This window comes from Chitinophaga sancti, from assembly GCF_034424315.1.
Classification (GTDB): domain Bacteria; phylum Bacteroidota; class Bacteroidia; order Chitinophagales; family Chitinophagaceae; genus Chitinophaga; species Chitinophaga sancti.
The window spans coordinates 3430849-3444390 of sequence record NZ_CP139972.1 but is presented as its reverse complement, the minus strand read 5'-3'; the positions used below and the strand labels follow the sequence as shown (position 1 = coordinate 3444390).

Here is a 13542-nt window from a genome sequence, read left to right as displayed (position 1 = left end):
TAGAAATTTCAGAAAAATAAACATAATGAAAAAACTCATCTTTACCCGCTGGACGCTGATGCGTTTTATCCGCCTAATAGCTGGTATCACAGCTATAACATTTGCAGTGCTTGAAGGACAACCCTTACTAGGTGTAGCTGGTCTATTCCTGTCTATCATAGCCGTTTTTAATATGCAACCCTGTTTTAGTGGCGCATGTACCGTACCATCACCCAAACAAAAAAAATGAGCGCAGGCTGTGAATAAAGTATGGTATTTATTGCTGCCCGTATTCCTGCTTCAATTGGTAAGTTCCGCCCAGTCAAAAGAGGATACAAGTTCCCTGTTCAGGGCTTTTAGGAAAGGAACATTACATGGTCACCTGAGAAATATAATGATGGTCACCAATAATGCTTCCGGACTTACTAATTACAGGGCCGATGCAATAGGTGGCCATATACTTTATGAAACAGACTCCTTTCATGGTTTTAGATTTTCTGCAGGCATGCATTTCAGCTATAGGCTTTTCTCTTCCGGATTGACAACACCAGATCCTGCTACCAATGTACTTAGCCGCTATGAAAGTACATTGTTCGATATCTCGAATATGGATGCCCGCAATAAGGTCATGTTATTATCTGTCCTGAACGTATCTTATCAATACAAATCCGGGAAAATAACCTTTGGCCGACAATTGCTAAATACTCCTTTTGTTAACACACAGGACAATAGGATGCAGCCTACATCGGTAGAAGGTATATATACAACTATCAATAAGAATAAGTGGAAGATAGAGACCGGATGGCTGTATCGTATAGCCCCAAGAGGTACCCTGCACTGGTATGGTATTGGCGCTTCTTTAGGGAAATATCCCCAGGGTACCAATAACGATGGTGCCAAAGGAAATTACCTGAACAATGTACAGTCGCATGGCATAGGCTTACTGGGTATACACTTTCTTCCAAAAGAATACGTCCATTTCCAGCTATGGGAACAATACAGTGAAAACCTGTTTAATACCTTGCTGCTACAGGCTGACTATAAGATTCCTGCTGCAAATCATACATGGATCACCGGTATCCAGCTCATCCAGCAACAAGTCGTGCATCAGGGAGGAAATGCCGAAACGTCCAAAACCTATTTCAATCCTTCCGATCATGTGCATATTATCGGTGTAAGGGCCGGTTGGGAGAATGATAGAGGACAGGTGTTAGTGAATTATACCCGGATCACAGGAAGCGGAAGATTTACTATGCCACGGGAATGGGGTACAGAGCCCCTTTTTACATTCCTCAGCAGGGAAAGGAATGAAGGCGCGGGTAATGTAAACGCAGCCACCATCACCGCTATGTGGAGCTTTTTTAATAAGCATTTGGTGCTGGATGCCGGTTATGGTCGTTACTTGATGCCGGATGTAAAACAATATGTGCTTAACAAATATGGTGTTCCTTCCTATGATCACTATAAATTAGGTATTAACTATTGGGGCAGTGGCTGGATGTCAAATATGAAAATAGCCGCTCTTATGATCTATAAAGGGGAAAAGGGAGCAGATTATAATAACCTTCGATACGTCATCAACAAGGTAGATCTAACTCACTTTGCATGCGTGATCAATTATATTTTTTGATAAGTGATAATAGTCACTGAAACCCTTTTTACCTGATTTTATTTTTGTGAAAAAAAATAGATAGCATGTTGGAAATATTACAAAAACCCTGGCCATGGTATGTGGCAGGGCCATTGATCGGATTAATTGTACCAGCCCTGCTGTTATTGGGCAACAAGCATTTTGGTATTTCAGCCAATCTACGTCATGCTTGTGCGGCCTGCTTTCCCGCAGGGATAAAGTTTTTTAAATATGACTGGAAAAAAGAGATCTGGAACTTCTTCTTCGTAGGAGGTATCTTTATAGGTGCCATCATTGCAGTAAATGTTTTGGCTGATCCTCATCCCATCGCTGTCAATTCATCCCTATTAAAAGAGCTCTCTAAATATGGTATTACTGATCATTCCTCACTATTGCCATCTGAATTGTTTTCCTGGCATAGTCTCTTTACTTTACGGGGACTGATCATGATGGTAGGCGGTGGTTTCCTGGTAGGGTTTGGTACCAGGTATGCCGGAGGCTGTACTTCTGGTCATTCCATTATGGGATTGAGCGATCTTCAATGGCCATCCCTGGTCGCTACAGTTATGTTCATGGCAGGTGGTATTATCATGGCCAACCTGTTCCTTCCTTACATTCTTAATTTATAATTTAAAAAGATGCAGCATCATAATACTGATTTTGAAGTCCGTTCTCTGGATACCATTTGTATAAATGAATCTCAACAACAGCATCCCTGGTGGTATAATCTTAAATATATGATGGTAGGGATGGTGTTTGGGATCGTCTTTGTAAAAGCAGAAGTGATTAGTTGGTTCCGCATACAGGAAATGTTCAGACTGCAAAGTTTTCATATGTATGGTGTGATCGGTTCTGCCGTCATCGTAGGTATGCTCTCTGTGTGGCTGATCAAAAGGTTTAATATTAAAACCATCCATGGGGAAAAGGTAGAATTCCATCCTAAAAAGTTTAATAAAGGACAGATCTTTGGAGGTTTAATATTCGGCTTTGGCTGGGCGCTCACTGGTGCATGTCCTGGGCCTCTGTTCGCACAGATAGGAACAGGTGCATTTGTTGTGATCGTAATCTTGATAAGTGCTATTGCAGGTACCTGGACTTATGGATACCTCCGTGAAAAGTTACCTCACTGATGAAGGATGTATTCTTAAATGATCACATCCTGAAGTCTCTTACATAAATACCTGTCGTCATCGTCAACCAAATGGATAGGGCCTGTAACTTCTTGTTAGTGCAGGTCCTTTTTTTATGGAAAAGGGTGTACGCGAATCCCCCAAGAATTCAACTTGATCCCCGGTTTTCCACAAACGGAACTCGACTAAAAAACAAAACCCCGCGCTTAGCGCGGGGTTTCAAAATTACTTGCGGACCAGACGGGACTCGAACCCGCGACCTCCGCCGTGACAGGGCGGCATTCTAACCAACTGAACTACTGATCCTTCACACCCTTTTTCTCTGTGTCGGGGGTGCAAATATATGCACTTTTATTTCAATTGTGCAAATTATTTATATAAAAATCTTTCCCCTCCCGCAATCACTATCTTTTCTTTAGCTTTACAGCCTCCGGGGGCAGGCATCAAAACGCTTTGATTTTAACTATGGATCGTATGCCATCAGAAGAAGAAGTGCTGATCAAAATGAAGCAGGGAGATGAATTGGCGTTCTCGACAATCTACCGTCATTATCACGCTTCTCTTTACATATACCTCTTGCGGTTTTGCAAAATTCCTTCGCTGGCAGAAGATCTCGTCCACGACGTATTTCTGAAAATATGGGAAATCAGAGACCGTATTAATCCTCAATTATCCTTTTCAGGATACCTGTATCGCATTGCCCGTAACCATGTAATCAAAACAATTGATAAACTGTCTACCGATCAGGCCATGCGCGAACAACTCTTTTCCCAACTCAATGAACCCGTCTCCGCTACCCCCGAACAAATGGTGCGCGCCAAAGAATATGACAGGCTTTTTCAGGAAGCATTGGCCAAAATGCCTCCACAACGTTTACGGGTATTCCAACTTTGCAGACAGGAAGGGAAAAGTTATGATGAAACCGCAGCACTACTCGGCATCTCCAGGAATGCTGTGAAAAAACACATGGTGCTCGGCATGCGCTTCATATATGAGTACGTGCACCAATATGGGGATATTATGGTGGCTATATATATAGCCGAAAAGATCATACCCTAAAAATTTCTTAAAAAAATCTTAAAAATATTTTCTTCCCGGGGTACCCTCTCTCCTCATTTCCGGATAATATATACAGATACCTATAATAACTGTATGTCATCAACCACGGAACATTACGAAAAACTGCTCACCAAGTACCTTGACGGTCAATGTAATGCAGCGGAAACCGCAGAGCTGTACGCCTGGCTACAAGCCTCCGGCTCACACCGTGCGCTGTTAAAAACCATGCAAAAGGAATTTCAAAATGCCTTCAGCTCCCAGCAGGAAATTCCCGCTGAAATTTCTGATCGCATCGAAACCAAACTCCTGCAGTCCATTACAGAAACCAAACCCCATACAAAAATCAGAACACTCTGGTACTACGCCGCTGCTTCCATAGCCGCCGCCGTAATACTCTTTTTTATATTAAAACAGCCAGCCCCACAGCTGACTACAGCACCTGCCATCGCAGCAGCATCCATCGCCCCTGGCACCAACAAAGCCGTCCTCACCCTCGCAAATGGCTCCACCGTCATCCTGGACAGCGCCGGCAATCAGGTCATCTCACAAGGTGCTACTACCGTATTACAAAAGAATGGCCAGTTGCAATACGCTTCCAAAGCAAGCGATGATGCTGTCGTATATAATACACTCTCCGTTCCAAGGGGCGGTCAGTTCAATATTATCCTGCCGGATGGCAGCCATGTATGGCTCAATGCTGCCAGCAGCCTCCGATATCCTACTGCCTTTAAAGGGAAAGATAGGAGAGTCGATATCACAGGACAGGGGTACTTTGAAGTAACCCCAAATGCCAAACAACCTTTCATCGTCCAGGTCAATGACATGGAAGTGCAGGTGCTTGGTACCTCCTTTGACGTTATGGCCTACTCCGACGAGAAAAGCGTAAACACAACTCTTATAAATGGCGCAGTAAAGGTAAATGACAAGCGCCTCCTTCCCGGTCAGCAGGCCCTGATGGACCCTTCTACCGGCAATATTACCATCCGGGAAGCAGACGTAGATCAGGTCATCGCCTGGAAAACCGGCTTCTTTGAATTCGACAATGCCCGCCTGTCAGATATCTTAAGACAACTTGCCAGGTGGTATGATATAGATATTAGTTACAACAAAACAGCCAACGAAAGGCTCCTTGGCGGCCGTATCAGCCGCAGCCTTCCCTTGTCTGATATTCTCCATATGCTGGAAGCAAACGGACCTGTATTCGAACTTGTTGGAAGAAAACTAACTGTGAAATAAGGCTGGTTTTCCACGTAAACTATTACCAGTCATTCTAGAACCTAAAACAACGTTATGAATGTAGTAGAGACAAACTAAAACAATTCGGGCCATACCATAAAAAACCGGAAGCGCTTGCAACACTCCCGGTTAATAAAGTCTGGGCCCAAAAAGAAAACAACATCCCGTTACGAATTATTGATTTCAAATTCCCAAACACTACAAAAGTATGAATTTTAACTTATGTGGTAGGACTTCCTATTCCCGGAAGTGCCCATCAACCAAAAAATATTTCGGAATTCACGTTTTCCGAAGTCAAATATTACTCGTTATGAAACTGACAACCTTTTTGTTGCTCGTAGCTTGCCTGCAGATCAGCGCAAAAGGATTATCCCAGCAAATATCCCTGTCCGAGACGAAAGCGCCCCTCAAAAAGGTGCTGAAATCAGTTGCTCGCCAGGCGGGTATCTCCATCGTTTATGATGAAGATTTGCTGGCTACGGCACATCCTGTCACTATAGATGTTAAAAATGTACCAGTACGTCAAGTCCTGGAAATGGCGCTCGAAAATCAGCCTTTCTCCTATGTAGTAGACGGCTCCCGCATTATCGTAAAAAGCCTGCCTGAAACAAAAGCCGCTGCTGATACCACCATCACCGTTACCGGCCGCATCACCGACGAAAAAGGAGAACCGGTTCCCGGCACCAGTATCCGTATCAAAGATTCTAAAAGTGGTACCGTTACCGATGTTACAGGTTTCTATTCCATCAAGGTCCCTCATGGCGCCACCCTTCTTGTGAACGCGCTGGGTTTTGAGCCTTTATCATGGGCTGTGACAAAGTCTTCTATGAGCTTTACACTGAAAATTGCACAAACTGCCCTCACCGAAACAGTCGTTGTAGGTTATGGTGTGCAAAAGAAAAGTGTTGTAACCGGCGCTATCTCCAGCGTAAGAGCTTCTGAGCTGGAAAGCCAGCCAGTTACACGTCTGGAAGGTGCACTCCAGGGCCGTACTTCCGGCGTTACTATTGCTTCAGGATCCGGTCAGCCGGGTTCAGGTGCCACTGTTCGTGTGAGAGGTATTACCACTTTCAACAACAATGACCCACTCTGGGTTGTAGATGGTGTGGTGGTTGATAATGGAGGTATCGGTTACCTGAACCAATACGATATCGAATCTATCGAAGTACTGAAAGATGCAGCATCCCAGGCTATCTATGGTGCACGTGCAGCTGCGGGTGTAATCCTGGTGACAACCAAAAAAGGTAAAGCCGGTACCCTGCAGGTAAATTACAATGGCTACTATGGTACATCTGCTCCTGCCCGCAAACTGAAGCTCCTCGATGCTACCCAGTACGCTACCCTGCGTAATGAAGCTGCTTTCGCTGCCAATCCTGATCCTAATAAAGCGCTTCCTTTCGCTGATCCTGCTTCTTTGGGCAAAGGCACAGACTGGCAATCACTTATTTTCAACAATAGTGCAAAACGTCAGAACCATGAAGTGAGTATCAGTGGTGGTAACGACAAATCTACTTTCTATTCCTCTTTCGGTTACCTGAAACAGGATGGTATCGTAGCTACCGACATCTCTAAATATGAACGTGTCAACCTGCGTCTGAACTCAATACATAAACTCTCCAAATACGTAACCTTTGGCGAAAACGTAGGTTATGCTTACGACAAGGCCCTGGGAATTGGTAATACCAACAGCGAATTTGGTGGTCCGCTCAACTCTGCTATCAACCTGGATCCAACTACCCCTGCTGTGATCACTGATCCTGCTGTTGCTGCCGGCAGCCCATATACCAATGTGGGTATCCGCCGCGATGCCAATGGTAATCCTTATGGTATTTCCAAGGAGGTAGGACAGGAGATCATAAATCCGCTGGCGTATATCTCTACACGCCTGGGTAACTATAACTGGTCTCACAACATCGTAGGTAATACCTACCTGGAAGTAGTACCAATCAAAGGTCTGAAAATTCGCTCCACACTTGGTTCTAAAATCGCGTTCTGGGGATCTGAGAATTTCACACCGCTCTCATACCTGAACTCATCTACCATCAATACACGTACTTCTTTTTCACGTAATCAGAACACCGGATATGGATGGAACCTTGAGAATACCGCCTCTTATACAAGAGATATCCGAAAGAATTCCTTCACCATCCTCCTGGGTCAGGGGGCATATATGGATAACCGTTCCAAAGCAACCACAGTTACTTATTACGATCTGCCAGCAAGCACATTCGGAGAGGCTAGCATGAATTTTAACGTAGCATCTACCAACCGTGTTTCCAGTGGTAGTGAAGGTGCTGATCACAAGCTTTCTTCACTCTTTGCCCGTGTAAATTACGCTTACGATGAAAAGTACCTGGTAGAAGCTATCGTACGTCGTGATGGATCTTCCCGCTTTGGTGCAAACCACAAATATGGTACATTCCCATCCTTTTCATTGGGTTGGAATATCTCTAAAGAAGGTTTCTGGCCACAGCAGAATATCGTAAACTTCCTCAAACTGAGAGGCGGTTACGGTGTAGTAGGTAATGATAACATCGGCGATTTCGCCTACCTGTCTACAATCGGTAGCGGCAGAAACTATTCCTTCGGTACTGATGGTGTTTACCTCATCGGTTACAGTCCCAATGCTCCTTCTAACCCTGATCTGAAATGGGAGTCCACCAGCCAGACCAACATTGGTTTTGAAGCAACCGTTTACAATGATTTCAGGGTAGGATTCGATTGGTATAAGAAGGTAACTAAAGATATCCTTCAGAATCCACGCATCCCTTCTTACGTAGGTGCAATCTCTAATCCTGCTGCGAACATTGCAGATATGCAAAACACCGGGGTTGAACTGGAGCTCGGTTACCACAAAAAACTGGGAGAAGTTGAACTGAACGTAAATGGGAACGTTTCCTACACAACTAATAAAGTAACCAACCTGGGTAGAGGTATCTCATACCAATCTGGTGGTCAGAGCTTCCAGTCTTCCAGCTATCCTATCACCCGCACTGCCCTTGGCCAGCCGTTGAACAGCTTCTATGGTTTCAAAACCAATGGTATCTTCCAGACCCAGGCAGAGGTTAATAACTATGTAAGCAAAGCAGGTGGCAAGATTCAACCAGATGCAAAACCTGGTGATTTCCGTTGGGTAGATACCAATGGTGATGGTGCAATCACAGAATTAGATCGCCAGTTCCTTGGTAATCCAACTCCAACCTGGACATATGGTGGTACTATCAATGCTGCTTACAAAGGCGTAGATATCGTAGTATTCATACAGGGGTCTGCTGGCAACAAGATCTTCCAGGGCCTTCGCCGTCTGGACATCCTCAATGCTAACTGGCAGACCAAAGCCCTTGGTCGCTGGACCGGCCCAGGTACAAGCAACGATTATCCAAGGCTGATAAATTCAGACCCTAACAGAAACTTTACCAATCCTTCTGATTTCTACCTGGAAAATGGTAGCTATTGCAGGATCAAGTCCTTACAGCTGGGTTATTCCATCCCTACCTCCATTACTAAAAGAGCGGGTATTCAGAAATTCAGAGTTTATGTAATGAGCGAGAACCTGCTCACATTCACCAAATACACCGGTTACGATCCTGAAATTGGAGGTGGTGTATTCAGTATTGACAGAGGTATTTATCCTCAGGCCAGATCTTTCATGCTGGGTGTTAATGCTACTTTCTGATAACCTGATAAAAGCAAATTACAATGAAGAAAAAATACATTCCGCATATATTGACATTCGCTATAGGCCTGCAACTGATGAGTGGCTGTAGCAGAGATTTCCTTGAAGTACAACCCAAAGGAAGCAACCTTGAAGCTAACTATTATAGAAACCAGACAGAAGCCTTCAATGGCCTGATAGCTTGTTACGATGTAGTGGGCTGGCAAGGTGGAGGCTATGTTACCAAAGTGGGTGCCATGAACGCCGGATCTGATGACCACATCGCTGGTGGTGGTGGTGCCAATGACGTAACTGCCTTCCAGGTATTCTCCAACTATACCATCACACCTGATCAGGGGCCACAGGATGAACTCTGGAAGAAAGGATTCTCTGGTATCTTCCGTGCGAACGTACTGCTTGAAAAATTGCCGGGTGTACCTATGGACGCGGCAACCAAAGCCCGCTATACTGCAGAAGCAAAATACCTGCGTGCATTTTTTTACTTCGACCTTGTACGTATGTTTAAAAATGTACCACTCTTCACCAAACCTGTTTCCACCAGCGAAATGTATGATGTGTTACAGGCCTCACCTGAAGAAGTATACAAACAAATTGAAAAAGATCTGCAGGACGCGATTGCAGAAGTGAACCTGCCTGACCAGGTACCTGCTAAAGATGAAGGTGGCCGTGCTACCAAAGGTGCTGTGCATGGATTGCTGGGTAAAGTATATCTCTACGAGAAAAACTATGCCGCTGCTGCTGCTGAACTGGCAGAAGTAAACGGTACCGTACCTGGTGCTACCAACACAAAATATGGTTATAAACTGCTGGCTAACTTTGGCGACCTATGGAAATCAGATAACGCCAGTAAGTTTAATAGTGAGTCTATTTTCGAAGTAGCTTTTAATGCAAACTCAGGTGGTTCATGGGATTGTATCTCCTGTACGGAAGGTAATCTGCTGAACATCATGATCGGCCCAAGAAACTACAAGCCCCTTAAAGCAGGTGCACCTGATTATGTATCAGGCTGGAGTTTCCTGGTAGTGACCAAAGACCTCTTTGATGCAATTCACTATGATCCCCGCTATAAATATACCGTTGCTAACCTGGATAGCCTGCAGGCAAATGGTATTGCAAGCTATGAATCAGGATACAATAACACCGGCTATTTCCTGCAAAAGTTCATTGGCTTTAATTACAATAAATCTCTGGGTGGAGGTAATTCCGAGTTGAACTACCCACAGGATATGTACGAAATGCGCTTAGCAGATACCTACCTCATGGAAGCAGAAGCACTGGTGAAAGCTGGCCAGGGTGGTGGTGCCGGTACCCGTGCCTATCAGTTGCTGAATGCAGTACGTGCCCGTGTAGGCCTTACTGCTGTAGAAGCTACTGACGACAACATCTTCAATGAAAGAAGACTGGAGCTGGCTGGTGAAGGTCACCGCTGGTTCGACCTGGTACGTACTGGCAGAGCCCCATCAGTATTAGGTAAACGTGGCTTTATTGCTGGTAAGAATGAGATTTTACCAATTCCACTGTTAGAATTGGAAAATACCAAAATGCAACAGAGTAAAGAATGGGGAGGAACTAAATAACACATCAAACTGATTTAAATGAAACATTATATAGGTACTTTGGCAGTGTCAGCTATGCTGGCCTGCACTATACCGGCCTGTACGCCGGAATCATCCACAAAGGAGCTGGGTTCTGTTCCTACCGCTTCTTTCACCGCTACACCGCTTACTACAAATCCAAATAGGGTAGTGGTGAATTCTACAACAAAAGGTGGTTTTATCTGGAACTGGAAGGTCAGCAATGGTGAGAAATCTACTACTTCCAGCGGGGAATTTGATACACTGCATTTTTCTTACGCAGGAGAATATATTGTGCAGCTGACAGTATTTACAAATGGTGGTTATGCCACTACTTCACAGAAAATTACGATTGCCAAGGATGCTCCTAAAAAGGATATTCTGAATACGACAGACTGGACAATCCTGAATACAGGGGGTACACAAACAACGATTACCAATACAAACGGTACCATCAATTTTTCCAATACCGGTAATACCAATGGCGCTATCTACCAAATGGTAATGGTAAAAGGTAATACTCCTTACATCCTTTCTGCAAACGTGAAGGGGAACGGTGCGACCAACAGCTGGCTGGAAATGTATTGTGATACCATTGCTCCTGTACAGGGTAAAGACTATGGTGGTACAAAGTATATTGCTGTGAACACCTGGAATGGTTGCGGTACAATCCCATTTGATTATAATATCGCTGAAAAAGGTTGTGATGGTAAAGGGGTAGGACAGAATGGAAGTATGACATTTCCAAAATCTGACACAGTATGGGTTGTCATTAAAGGTGGTAGCTCCGGCGGTACATTGGGTACTGGTGGCATGACGCTGTCTAATATTCAATTCCTGGAAGAACAATAATTGTTAATCTGCGGGTTTCCAGTTGCCAACCGCAAATGAAAACCCGCAGCCCCCGAATGATTGACACCAAAGGAGTCAATCATTCGGGGGTAATTTAATCCACGCTTATGCTCGCAAAATATCTCCCTTTTCTCCTGCTCATCTTCACCTCCTGTTCCGGCAAAGGCAAAACCGACACCACCTCTACAGGCCCTGTTATACCAAGAACACCCATCGATAGCGGTTGGACTTTCGAAACCACCCCTGTCTGGGCAGATGAATTTGACTATACAGGTGCCCCCGATGTTTCTAAATGGGGCTATGACCTGGGAGGCAGCGGCTGGGGAAATAATGAACTGGAATATTATACCAATAGCACCGACAATGCCAGCGTGGCAAACGGTGTACTGAGCATCACCGCCAGGAAAGAAACCAAAGAAAACAGGAACTACACCTCCGCCAGGATGGTCACCACCAACAAAGGTGACTGGCTCTACGGCCGCTTTGAAATCAAAGCAAAACTTCCTGTCGGCAAAGGCACCTGGCCTGCTATCTGGATGTTATCTACAGACTGGGCATATGGCGACTGGCCTAAATCCGGCGAGATCGACATCATGGAGCATGTAGGCTATGACCCTGGCAATGTGCACATCAGCGCTCACACAGAAGCTTATTATTTCAAAATAAATACGCAGAAAACAACTACGAGAAGAGTTGATAATGTCAGCTCCGAATTCCATCTTTACAGGCTGGACTGGACTCCTTATGCCCTCAGAGGGTATATCGACGATATCCTGGTATTCCAGTTTGTAAACGAAGCAAAGGGCTACACGGTATGGCCATTTGACAAACGCTTCCACCTTCTCCTCAACCTCGCCGTAGGTGGTGACTGGGGCGGTGCACAAGGCGTAGATGACACCATCTTCCCTACAGCTATGGAAGTCGATTATGTGCGGGTATATAAAATGAAAAACAAATGAGACTAAACCACTTATTCTTTTCCCTGTTCTGCTGCTTTGCCAGTTGTAAGGGAGGTAGCAATGATACGACTACAATCATCACTCCACCGCCTGCAGGCGATTTACCAACAGACGTTACTTTCTGGCTGACCAAAGCAGATAAAACTGTATTGCTCACAAAACAAAAGGTGAGCCTGCTTTTTAAAGATACTGTCAATGTATTCCCAACCATCAAAGTAGATGAGGGCTCCCAATACCAAAGCATAGATGGTTTTGGTTATTGCCTCACCGATGGTAGTGCTACATTGATTAATAAACTACCGTCTGCCACCCAGGATGCCCTGCTCAAAGAACTCTTTGGTACAGACAGTACATCCATTGGCGTTAGCTATCTCCGCGTAAGTATCGGTGCCTCCGATCTGAGTGCCACGCCTTATACCTACGATGATATCCCTGCCGGTCAGACTGACGTGAACCTGGACCATTTCAGTATCGGTCAGCAACAATCCGACCTGATGCAGGTGCTAAAAAGGATCGTGGCCATTTCACCGAAAATAAAGATCCTCGGCTCTCCCTGGTCCGCTCCTGTATGGATGAAAGACAATGGCAGCTTTGTAGGAGGTAGTCTCAAACCTGAATATTACGCTACCTACGCGCAGTACTTTGTAAAATATATCCAGGCGATGAAGGCAGAAGGTATTGTTATCGATGCCATCACGCCGCAAAATGAACCTTTACATGGAGGTAATAATCCAAGTATGGTGATGCAGGCAACAGAACAGGCCACCTTTATTAAAACAGCCTTAGGCCCTGCATTTAAATCAGCTGGTATTACAACGAAGATTATCTGCTACGATCATAATGCTGACAGACCAGATTACCCGGCTGCAGTCCTGCAGGATGCTGATGCTAAACAATATGTAGATGGTTCTGCCTTTCACCTGTATGGCGGCAGTATCAGTAACTTAGGCCAGCTTCACGACGCGTTCCCGGATAAAAACGTATACTTTACAGAACAATGGGTAGGCGCGCCTGGCGATTTTGCTTCTAACCTGCAATGGCATATCACCAATCTTATTATCGGTGCCACCCGCAACTGGAGCCGCAATGTGCTGGAATGGAATCTTGCCTCAGACCCTTCCTATAACCCACATACGGATGGCGGTTGCAGTACCTGTATGGGTGCACTCACCATCAGTTCAGACGTTACGAGGAATGTAGCTTATTATATTATAGCACACGCCGCTAAGTTCGTAAAGCCCGGTTCCATAAGGATTGCTACCAATGTTACCAGCCAGCTTGACAATGTGGCGTTCAAAACGCCTGATGGGAAAAGAGTATTAATTGTGATCAATAATGCCGGCACTACTCAATCATTTAACATCCAGTTCAACGGCAAAGTTGTTACGCCCACGCTGACAAACGGTGCCGTAGGTACGTATATCTGGTAAGGTAAACACGTTTAAAA

11 protein-coding genes and 1 tRNA gene are annotated in these 13542 nt (G+C 44.9%); 11 read left to right on the top strand and 1 reads right to left on the bottom strand.

The annotated features are described in order from the left end of the window. Nucleotides 1-25: 25 nt before the first annotated feature. The 4 genes from U0033_RS13150 to U0033_RS13135 all read left to right on the top strand — a co-directional run bounded on the left by U0033_RS13150 (nt 26) and on the right by U0033_RS13135 (nt 2739). Complete coding sequence (locus U0033_RS13150) at nt 26-229, top strand: hypothetical protein (RefSeq protein ID WP_072365458.1); 204 nt, start codon at nt 26-28, stop codon at nt 227-229. A 9-nt stretch (nt 230-238) separates the two neighbouring features. Then, complete coding sequence (locus tag U0033_RS13145) at nt 239-1609, top strand: OprD family outer membrane porin (protein WP_143150942.1); 1371 nt, start codon at nt 239-241, stop codon at nt 1607-1609. A 65-nt stretch (nt 1610-1674) separates the two neighbouring features. Beyond that, nucleotides 1675-2238: a YeeE/YedE family protein gene (locus U0033_RS13140; RefSeq protein ID WP_072365462.1), complete on the top strand. Its 564-nt coding sequence runs from the start codon at nt 1675-1677 to the stop codon at nt 2236-2238. 9 nt (nt 2239-2247) lie between these two features. Further along, a complete protein-coding gene (locus U0033_RS13135; protein WP_072365463.1) occupies nt 2248-2739 on the top strand; it encodes a YeeE/YedE family protein in 492 nt (163 codons plus the stop codon). Between the two features lie 232 nt (nt 2740-2971). Here U0033_RS13135 and U0033_RS13130 read toward each other — a convergent pair. After that, nucleotides 2972-3045 (bottom strand) — tRNA-Asp (locus U0033_RS13130). 168 nt (nt 3046-3213) lie between these two features. Between U0033_RS13130 and U0033_RS13125 the strand changes: the two genes are divergently transcribed. The 7 genes from U0033_RS13125 to U0033_RS13095 all read left to right on the top strand — a co-directional run bounded on the left by U0033_RS13125 (nt 3214) and on the right by U0033_RS13095 (nt 13525). Further along, the gene (locus U0033_RS13125) at nt 3214-3798 is read left to right on the top strand and encodes an RNA polymerase sigma factor (protein WP_177318731.1); all 585 of its coding nucleotides are present in this window, start codon (nt 3214-3216) and stop codon (nt 3796-3798) included. Nucleotides 3799-3891: 93 nt separating this feature from the next. Then, nucleotides 3892-5034: a FecR domain-containing protein gene (locus U0033_RS13120; protein WP_072365466.1), complete on the top strand. Its 1143-nt coding sequence runs from the start codon at nt 3892-3894 to the stop codon at nt 5032-5034. Between the two features lie 310 nt (nt 5035-5344). Beyond that, a complete protein-coding gene (locus U0033_RS13115; RefSeq protein WP_072365468.1) occupies nt 5345-8710 on the top strand; it encodes a TonB-dependent receptor in 3366 nt (1121 codons plus the stop codon). Nucleotides 8711-8733: 23 nt separating this feature from the next. Then, the gene (locus U0033_RS13110; protein ID WP_072365469.1) at nt 8734-10287 is read left to right on the top strand and encodes a RagB/SusD family nutrient uptake outer membrane protein; all 1554 of its coding nucleotides are present in this window, start codon (nt 8734-8736) and stop codon (nt 10285-10287) included. Between the two features lie 18 nt (nt 10288-10305). Beyond that, the gene (locus U0033_RS13105) at nt 10306-11136 is read left to right on the top strand and encodes a hypothetical protein (protein ID WP_072365471.1); all 831 of its coding nucleotides are present in this window, start codon (nt 10306-10308) and stop codon (nt 11134-11136) included. A gap of 107 nt (nt 11137-11243) precedes the next feature. Beyond that, nucleotides 11244-12095, top strand: coding sequence for a glycoside hydrolase family 16 protein (locus U0033_RS13100; RefSeq protein WP_072365473.1), 852 nt, complete (start codon nt 11244-11246; stop codon nt 12093-12095). Next, on the top strand, nt 12092-13525 hold the full coding sequence (locus U0033_RS13095) for a glycoside hydrolase family 30 protein (protein WP_072365475.1): 1434 nt from the start codon (nt 12092-12094) through the stop codon (nt 13523-13525). The genes U0033_RS13100 and U0033_RS13095 overlap by 4 nt, the downstream gene beginning before the upstream one ends. Nucleotides 13526-13542 lie beyond the last annotated feature (17 nt).

Coding starts and splice junctions, on each gene's coding strand:
- U0033_RS13150 (WP_072365458.1), top strand. CDS start 26: ATGAAAAAACTCATCTTTACCCGCTGGACGCTGATGCGTTTTATCCGC.
- U0033_RS13140 (WP_072365462.1), top strand. CDS start 1,675: ATGTTGGAAATATTACAAAAACCCTGGCCATGGTATGTGGCAGGGCCA.
- U0033_RS13135 (WP_072365463.1), top strand. CDS start 2,248: ATGCAGCATCATAATACTGATTTTGAAGTCCGTTCTCTGGATACCATT.
- U0033_RS13125 (WP_177318731.1), top strand. CDS start 3,214: ATGCCATCAGAAGAAGAAGTGCTGATCAAAATGAAGCAGGGAGATGAA.
- U0033_RS13120 (WP_072365466.1), top strand. CDS start 3,892: ATGTCATCAACCACGGAACATTACGAAAAACTGCTCACCAAGTACCTT.
- U0033_RS13115 (WP_072365468.1), top strand. CDS start 5,345: ATGAAACTGACAACCTTTTTGTTGCTCGTAGCTTGCCTGCAGATCAGC.
- U0033_RS13110 (WP_072365469.1), top strand. CDS start 8,734: ATGAAGAAAAAATACATTCCGCATATATTGACATTCGCTATAGGCCTG.
- U0033_RS13105 (WP_072365471.1), top strand. CDS start 10,306: ATGAAACATTATATAGGTACTTTGGCAGTGTCAGCTATGCTGGCCTGC.
- U0033_RS13100 (WP_072365473.1), top strand. CDS start 11,244: ATGCTCGCAAAATATCTCCCTTTTCTCCTGCTCATCTTCACCTCCTGT.
- U0033_RS13095 (WP_072365475.1), top strand. CDS start 12,092: ATGAGACTAAACCACTTATTCTTTTCCCTGTTCTGCTGCTTTGCCAGT.